The 8,159-nt window shown below is 37.4% G+C and carries 8 protein-coding genes and 1 pseudogene; 4 read left to right on the top strand and 5 right to left on the bottom strand.

All coding sequences use genetic code 11. The features are described 5' to 3' along the window. Window positions 1-1,030, top strand: a pseudogene (locus B4237_RS13635) (poly alpha-glucosyltransferase); the annotation flags it as partial. 16 nt (window positions 1,031-1,046) lie between these two features. Beyond that, window positions 1,047-2,753: a CapA family protein gene (locus B4237_RS13630; RefSeq protein WP_278596209.1), complete on the top strand. Its 1,707-nt coding sequence runs from the start codon at window positions 1,047-1,049 to the stop codon at window positions 2,751-2,753. On the opposite strand, the gene B4237_RS13625 is transcribed toward B4237_RS13630, so the two are convergent. Then, window positions 2,750-3,478, bottom strand: a complete 729-nt coding sequence (locus B4237_RS13625) for a metalloprotease (protein ID WP_278596210.1) — start codon at window positions 3,476-3,478, stop codon at window positions 2,750-2,752. The two genes, B4237_RS13630 and B4237_RS13625, sit on opposite strands and share 4 nt — an antisense overlap. Before the next feature lie 91 nt (window positions 3,479-3,569). On the opposite strand from B4237_RS13625, the gene B4237_RS13620 reads away from it, so the two are divergent. Together B4237_RS13620 and B4237_RS13615 are read left to right on the top strand one after the other, a co-directional pair. Continuing rightward, window positions 3,570-3,887 carry an MGMT family protein gene (locus B4237_RS13620; RefSeq protein ID WP_278596211.1) on the top strand — a complete coding sequence of 106 codons (318 nt, stop codon included), beginning with the start codon at window positions 3,570-3,572 and terminating at the stop codon, window positions 3,885-3,887. Between the two features lie 97 nt (window positions 3,888-3,984). Further along, window positions 3,985-4,497 carry a hypothetical protein gene (locus B4237_RS13615; protein WP_278596212.1) on the top strand — a complete coding sequence of 171 codons (513 nt, stop codon included), beginning with the start codon at window positions 3,985-3,987 and terminating at the stop codon, window positions 4,495-4,497. An 89-nt stretch (window positions 4,498-4,586) separates the two neighbouring features. Here B4237_RS13615 and B4237_RS13610 read toward each other — a convergent pair whose 3' ends face one another. The 4 genes from B4237_RS13610 to carB all read right to left on the bottom strand — a co-directional run. Beyond that, window positions 4,587-5,024, bottom strand: coding sequence for a universal stress protein (locus B4237_RS13610; protein WP_004878276.1), 438 nt, complete (start codon window positions 5,022-5,024; stop codon window positions 4,587-4,589). A gap of 228 nt (window positions 5,025-5,252) precedes the next feature. Continuing rightward, window positions 5,253-5,876 (bottom strand): CatB-related O-acetyltransferase, encoded by a 624-nt coding sequence (locus tag B4237_RS13605; RefSeq protein ID WP_007483039.1) that lies wholly within the window; start codon window positions 5,874-5,876, stop codon window positions 5,253-5,255. A 67-nt stretch (window positions 5,877-5,943) separates the two neighbouring features. Continuing rightward, a complete protein-coding gene (gene greA / locus B4237_RS13600) occupies window positions 5,944-6,420 on the bottom strand; it encodes a transcription elongation factor GreA (protein WP_004878279.1) in 477 nt (158 codons plus the stop codon). A gap of 92 nt (window positions 6,421-6,512) precedes the next feature. Further along, the coding region (carB, locus tag B4237_RS13595) for a carbamoyl-phosphate synthase large subunit (protein ID WP_286943568.1) at window positions 6,513-8,159 on the bottom strand (1,647 nt) is incomplete at its 5' end.

Raw genomic sequence — 8,159 nt, 5'->3', positions numbered from 1 at the left:
AATGATTAAGCAAAATGCAGCATTCATCACTTTACAGATTCAAGAAGATGGCAGATTTATTTATGGATGTTTTCCTGCCTTTGATCGAAGTATTCGAAATTACAATACGATTCGGCATTGCACCACGAACTACGCTCTAATCGAAACCTTAATGATCGATAATCATGAAGGGCATTTAAACAAAATAAGGTCAGCAATTGATTATGCCTTGGCTCATTTTTATTTCGAGCAAGAACCTCAGCTTGCTTATATGTTAGATGCAAGTGAACCAGAAAAATTAGATGAAATTAAGTTAGGCGCAAATGCCGCTGCAATCTTAATGCTCACTAAATATCAAGAGCTTACAGGAGATAATCAATTTCTGGATTATGCTAAAAAGTTAGCCAATGGAATTTTATCAATGGTAAATTCAGAAGGTGAAACGACTCATGTACTGCATTATCCAAATATGGAATTAAAGCAAAAGTTTCGTATTGTTTATTATGACGGTGAAGCTGCTTTGGCCTTATTGCGGTTGTATCAACTCAAACCAGAAGAAAAATTATTAAGTACAGTAAAGCTCATGTTTGAACGTTTTATTTCTGAAAGATATGAGCGCTATCATGATCATTGGCTCAGTTACTGTACCAATGAACTAACGAAAATTTGCCCAGAGGAAAAGTATTTTCTCTTTGGTATGAAAAACTACCTGAGACATATGATTTTTATTCGCAATCGAAAGACCAGTTATGCCACCTTATTAGAGCTAATGATGGCTGCTTATCAAATGATTGAAAGAATGAAGAAGCTTGGTTTAGCAGAACTGTTCAAGCAATCACATTTTGATGATTTGAAAAAGCTTATCGAGTTTCGGACTGAGTTCCAACGGACAGGTTTCTTTTATCCTGAAGTTGCAATGTATATGGCGCGGCCAGATAAAATTTTACATGCATTCTATGTGAGACATGATCGTTTTCGCGTTCGAATAGATGATCAGGAACATAATTTGTCTGGATATATTGCTTATGTTCAGCATTTTGAAAATGAATAAATTGAGGTTTAAATAAATGGATTTATCTCAAGAAATTAAAATAATAACGCAGATTAAATCTGAAGACTTTCAGCATTCGATTTGGCAAACATCGCTTTCGGTGGATTGTAATAACTGGATCGTTTTGTACCTTGCGATGCAAATGATTCAAGCTGAAAAATTAAAATTGGATCAAAAGATTGAGCTAGAGGGAAGTCGACAAAACAACCTTTTCGGACGTTCAAAAAAACAAGCTTATACTGTTTTAGAGCTATTACAGTACATCGCATTTGCCCAACCTCCAGAACTAGCTTTGCAATTATTGAATCAATTATTGGGTGGTCGTGAGCAGGCACAGATTGCATTACAGAACGAATTAAAAAAATTTAAACTTGATACACAAGTTCAAACCATTAGAGAGCTTTATCAATTGGCAGAAGCAATTTTTTTAATGCCAATTGAGATCATTCAACAAGTCTTTCAGAAGCAGCTAAGCTTCAAAGGCAATACGCTGACACCGATCAGCTCGATATTAACGTGTTCTCAACTAGATGCCGTATTGTATTTTGAACTTGCAAATAAACAGATTTATTTTTCCTATCGATCAGAAAATCAAACCATTAGTATCTTTTGTTTATTTGATTCAATTCAACGCATTGATCACATTATTCCTTATTATCATTATTTTACAGAGGGATTGATTCCATCAAAGTCGATCCAAGCAAAAAGCGAATGGATCAATATCATCGGCGATACTTACTTTGGTGAGTTTTACACTGAGATTCGAAAATGCAAAGGAAATGATGACGCATTACAACGTTATGGTTATCAGCACTCATTTGAAAAGATAAAAGCCTTTTTTAATGAAAATGATCTGAATATTGCGAATTTTGAGGCGGTATTTAACTCTGAAAAAGATTCTCCTCTGCAAGACAAGAAAGCATTCATATTGGGTGCCGAAGCGAAAGAAACGATCCAAGAATTTAAAAGAGTGCATATCAATACAGTTTGCCTCGGAAATAATCATTTAAAGGATTATGGCGCTGCTAGTTTACGATACACCTTACAGCAGTATGATGAGGCGAATATCCATTACATTGGTGCTGGATTAGATCAACAAGAAGCACATCAGTTTTTTGAGATTCGAAGCGCACAAAAAACCTTTGCGATTTTTAATGGTTATTGGCATCGGGATATTGCCTATCAAGATTATGATTTTTATGCATTAGGGGAGAGTGCTGGAGTCGCTTGTCTAAATACGATTTTATTTGAACAGATTATCCATTATAAAACACGTCATCCTACCCATAAGGTCATCTTAATTTGTCATTGGGGGGTTGATTTCAAAACAACTCATCCAGAGCAAGAAAGTCTTGCTAAATTATTTACACAAATCGGTGTTGATCTGATCATTGGACATGGCGCGCATACGATTCAGCCGATTCAATATATTTATGATAAACCAGTAGTTTTTGGGATAGGAAATGGGGTGTTTAATAGCAATGGTGAATATAAAAAGCATCAGGCTTTACCTTATGGCATGATTGCTCGGATTAATCTTGATGAAGAAACTGTGCAACTGTATCCAATTTTTACAGACAATTTAGAAACTTTTTGGCAGCCATATCCTGTGAATGAAAAACAATTTAAGCAGGCAAGTGACTATCTAACGCAACATTTGGATCAAAGTCATTATCAATTTAAAAAGAATGCATTAGGTTGTTTTATTGAGCTGAAAATCTAAGGGTATTTGGCATAATTTTGCAAAATAGTATTTAATTGTTCTGAGGTAAAACCTAAGTTACGTAGACCTCCGCTACCTAATTTACAGTCGTAGCTGGTCATAATATTGGTTGGTGTACTTTTCTTTGCTCTCGGTGCACAAACATGTCCTAAACCAAAAGCATGTCCCATTTCATGGATACTTGCGGCTTGTGTTTGATAGTTGAGTCGTTCCCAATCGATCAAGATAAAAGGTTGTCCCTGATTTCTAAACCCCCAACTGGTAATATCGTTGTACTTGAGTTTTTGATTGTATGCGTCATAAATAATAAAAAACACTTCTTTGCTTTTACGTCTTGAGAAACAGCTTTTAACAGCGCCAGGAATGTTGTCGGGAATGAGGGCAGTGGGTTGATTCAAACGATTTGCCAATTCACATTTTCGTTTGCTGAAGTCTTGATAAGAGTAGTAATGATTGATTCTAAACTTAAAGATTTTTTGATTATCTTCATCAAGGAAGTAGCGGTTTAAAATCTCTAACTCTTTGTACATTTGCAAACGCGTATCAAATACTTTTGCTTCAGGACGATTGGTCGTGTAGACAAAGCTTACATAGACGACGGGAAGATGGCTTGCTGCGTCAATTTTGTATTTATACGGTGTAATTTTCACAGGTGGTTTTTTGGTGGTACATGAAGCTGTAAAGGTCAGACATAAGGCTGTAAGCAATATCAGTTTTGATCGCATTTTTATGTTCCTCTGCCCATCGATTTTTAATTGTTCTTTAGGGAATTCGTTCTGATTTTCAATATGCTAACAGATTTTTTGAGAGGAAATTGTGAAAGATAGTAATGAGTTGCATCGACAGATTTTAGAAGTTATTGCTTTAATTCCTTATGGGAAAGTAGCAACTTATGGGCAGATTGCAAAGTTAGCGGGTATTCCTAAGCATGCGCGATTGGTTGGTTACGTTCTCAAGCATTTGGATCAGGAGAGTAGTATTCCTTGGCATCGCGTTATTAATTCACAAGGAAAAATAAGTGTGATGCGTATAAATGAAAAAGGAGAGAATATTCAACAACAATTATTGGCCGACGAGGAGATTTATGTTTTAAATAATAAAATTAATTTAAAGGTTTTTAGTTGGATTCCTTGATCCTAAAATTAATAGACTGATTTGTATAAAAGGATATTGCTGTTATTTAATTACAATAATTATACATAAAGAATACATATGTATATTTGGTAATTAAATGAAAAAATTAGCTGTTATTTGTGGGATCGTTGCGCTTAGTTTATCTGGATGTGCGAGCATTATGTCTGGTAGAACTCAGACAATGACATTTGAGAGTACGCCAGAACTCAGTAATATTACGATTTTAAATAAAGCAGGTAAAAAAGTTCATGTAGGACAAGCACCTGTGACTGTAAGTTTGAAAAGAAGCTCAGGTTTCTTTGTACCTGAAAAATATACTGTAATCTTTGAAAAAGAAGGCTACGAAACTAAAACTGTGAATGTTTCAGCACACGTAAATGGTTGGTATGTTGGAAATATTGTTTTTGGTGGCTTACTTGGTTTGTTGATCATTGATCCTGCGACAGGTGCAATGTATAGCCTAAGTACAAAAGATACGAATGTCGTATTAAATGATCTTAAGAAAGAAAACCTTCAAGCAAATACGCAGTCATTAACTATCGTTTCTACGACTGAATTACCAAAAGATGTATTAGAAAAGGCAAAACCAATTCAATTAGCATCAGAATAAATATAAAAAAGCCAGTATCAAGATTACTCTTGTACTGGCTTTGATTTTTAAATTAATAAGATTCGATGGTTAAATCTTCATAAATATAATTAACGCACGATTAAAACAGGAATATGACTTTCTCCTAATACTTTTTGGGCAACGCTACCTAATATAAATTTTTTAATGCCTGTACGACCATGTGATCCCATAATAATAAGATCAGAGCCTAAGTTCTGTGCTGCACCGATAATTTCTTCGTGTATTGAAAAGCCTTCAAGTATTTGTGTTCCAACGGTTAAGCCAAGCTCTTCAAACTTTTTCTCTGCTTTATCTAAGTTTTCTTGTACATAACTGCGTACGCGTTCGATCAGTTCATTACTTTGACCAAGCTTAAGATAGGCATCAGCTAGGTAAGGGTCTAAGGTCATCACTTCAACGACTGTGATTTCACTATTCAGTGCTTTAGCGAGTTGTGCAGCTTCTTGGATCACGTTTACTGCAATTTCTGAATCATCTATGGCAACGAGGATTTTTTGATAAGTCATGGTGATTGCTCCTTATTATTACTGTCTGATTGCTTGTGAAATTTTTGTTTAAAATACTGTTTATGGCTTTATATTAAACCGATTGCGAGATGAATAAAACCTAGTAAATTTATAGGGATAGTTATTATTTATAGGAGTATGGTTAAGCCATTACGGTATTTTAAATATATGAAATTTCCATAAAAATACAGTGTAGGTATACACATGATTTATTTGTAAAAAGTTTGATTAATCTTTCCTTAGATGCTTGAGAAGGGTTTCCACATCATCCGTCTGCAATGTTTCACGCATTTTTAAAATCTGCTTTTCATCAAAGTCATAGAGTTTGATCGAGAGCAATTTTTCAATATCAGATTCGGAGAAACGGTATTTGATAATTTTGGCAGGAACTCCGCCAACAACAGCATAAGGCGGCACATCTTGAGTGACCACAGCACCTGTGGCGACCACAGCGCCTTCACCTAATTTAACCCCTTGCATGATCATTGCTCGACTGCCAATCCAACAACCATCAGCAATCACAGTATCACCAGCGGGTAGAAAGCTGCGTGTATCAAAAGGGAAGGTCGAAATCCAATCTGGGCGATGGAGTTGATTGCCACCCATCATAATCACGCATTCAGCACCAAAACAAACAAAGTTACCGATATGGAGTTGATCGATTGGCTTCTCAGGCAAAGATGGTTTGTCATGTAAATAACGGACAACACAACGTTCAAAACCCTGATCCCAATAGGCTGAGTAATAAGAATAATTACCTTTAATATGGATATTCGGATTTTTCACTGTTTTGGAAATAAATTCGAACTCACACCAATGTTTAACAGGAGAGTTGATCAAAGATGAGTCCATTGAATTTCCACAGTGTATCTTGAGAAGAAAAACCCCTCAAAACGAGGGGTTAATTGCATATAGAATATTAAAGATATTCCACACTTACGATTTCGTATTCAACTTCACCTTGTGGTGTTTGAATTTTCGCTTCGTCGCCTTCACTCTTACCTAAAAGACCACGTGCAATTGGAGAGTTCACTGAGATTTTATTGATTTTAAAATCTGCTTCGTCATCACCTACGATTTTGTAAGTTTTGCGTTCTTCAGTATCAAGGTTTTCAATAGTAACTGTTACCCCGAACACAACACGACCATTTTGCTCAAGGTCTTTTACATCGATCACTTGGCATGCGCCAAGCTTACCTTCGATATCTTGGATGCGGCCCTCACAGAAACCTTGTTGCTCACGAGCAGCATGATATTCAGCATTTTCTTTGAGGTCACCGTGTTCACGTGCCTCAGCAATTGCCTGCGTGATACGAGGGCGATCCACTGTTTTTAGCTGTTGTAATTCTTTCTCTAAGGCAACCTTGCCTTCGGGAGTCATAGGATAACGTTGCATTTTAGTCCCCTCTAAATTGGTTGGGAAAATACAGGATTAAAAAAAAGAAAAAGCCCGCCACCGATAAGGTGACGGGACTTATCGGTAGAGAATTAACCTACAGTTTGTAAATCTTGCAAGCGGTATACATCCATTGGCAATTTCACAGCAAATGCTTGGCAAACTGCTTCAGCACCGTTGATTGTCGTTGTGTAATACACTTTGCCTTGGAGGGCAGCACGACGAATCATCGCTGAATCATACTGAGCTTGTTTGCCTTCAGTTGTGTTGACAATAAGATGAATTTCACCATTTTTCAAGCGGTCAACAATATGAGGGCGACCTTCAGTGACTTTATTCACTGCTTCGCACTCTAAACCAGCTGCTTGAAGTACTTGGTAAGTACCATTAGTTGCAACAAGTTTGAAACCATAAGCAATTAACTTTTGAGCAATGTCAGTAATGTATTTCTTATCTGATTCACGAACAGACAAGAATGCATGTTTAACTTCGCCTTCAGTTGGTAAGCCAGGCAAACGTTCATTTGAGCCCAACACTGCTTTATAGAATGCTTCACCAAATGTATGACCAACACCCATTACTTCACCTGTCGATTTCATCTCAGGGCCAAGCATTGGGTCAACACCAGGGAATTTAGCGAATGGGAACACCGCTTCTTTCACTGCAAAACGTGTCGGGATAATTTCTTTAGTGAAACCTTGAGATTCAAGTGATTGACCCGCCATACAACGAGCTGCAACTTTTGCCAAAGATTCACCAATACATTTAGACACGAATGGAACCGTACGTGATGCACGTGGGTTTACTTCGAGTACGTAAATGTCGTTGCCTTTTACAGCAAACTGAACGTTCATTAAACCAACAACGCCAAGTTCTTTAGCCATTGCTACCGTTTGACGACGCATTTCATCCTGAACTTCTTGTGAAAGAGAGTAAGGAGGAATCGAACATGCAGAGTCACCTGAGTGAATACCTGCTTGTTCAATGTGTTGCATGATACCGCCGATTACAACATCTTTACCGTCAGATACGCAGTCTACGTCAACTTCAGTCGCATCATCTAGGAAACGGTCAAGTAGGACAGGTGCTTCATTAGATGCTTGTACTGCTTCACGAAGGTAGCGTTTAAGCTCTTCTTCGTTATATACGATTTCCATTGCACGACCACCTAATACATAAGATGGACGAACAACCAGTGGATAGCCCACTTTCGCCGCTTCTGAAATACCTTCTTCAGCAGATTTTACGATGCTGTTATTTGGTTGACGGAGCTGTAAACGTTGAATCATCTGTTGGAAACGTTCACGGTCTTCAGCACGGTCAATCGCATCTGGTGATGTACCAATGATTGGCGTACCAGCTTCTTCTAAAGCACGAGCCAATTTCAATGGAGTCTGACCACCATACTGTACGATTACGCCTTTAGGCTTCTCAGTACGTACGATTTCAAGTACATCTTCTAGTGTTACAGGTTCGAAGTATAAACGATCAGATGTATCATAATCGGTAGAAACTGTTTCAGGGTTACAGTTCACCATGATAGTTTCGTAACCGTCATCACGCATTGCAAGCGCAGCGTGTACACAGCAGTAATCAAACTCAATACCTTGACCAATACGGTTAGGACCACCACCAATCACCATGATCTTGTCACGATTAGATGGATTTGCTTCACATTCTTCATCGTAAGTTGAATACATATATGCTGTACCTGATTCAAACTCAGCAGCACATGTATC

The organism is Acinetobacter sp. UBA6526 (genome assembly GCF_002434875.1).
In the GTDB taxonomy this organism is placed as follows: domain Bacteria; phylum Pseudomonadota; class Gammaproteobacteria; order Pseudomonadales; family Moraxellaceae; genus Acinetobacter; species Acinetobacter venetianus.
This window is presented reverse-complemented; position numbering and strand designations above follow the sequence as displayed.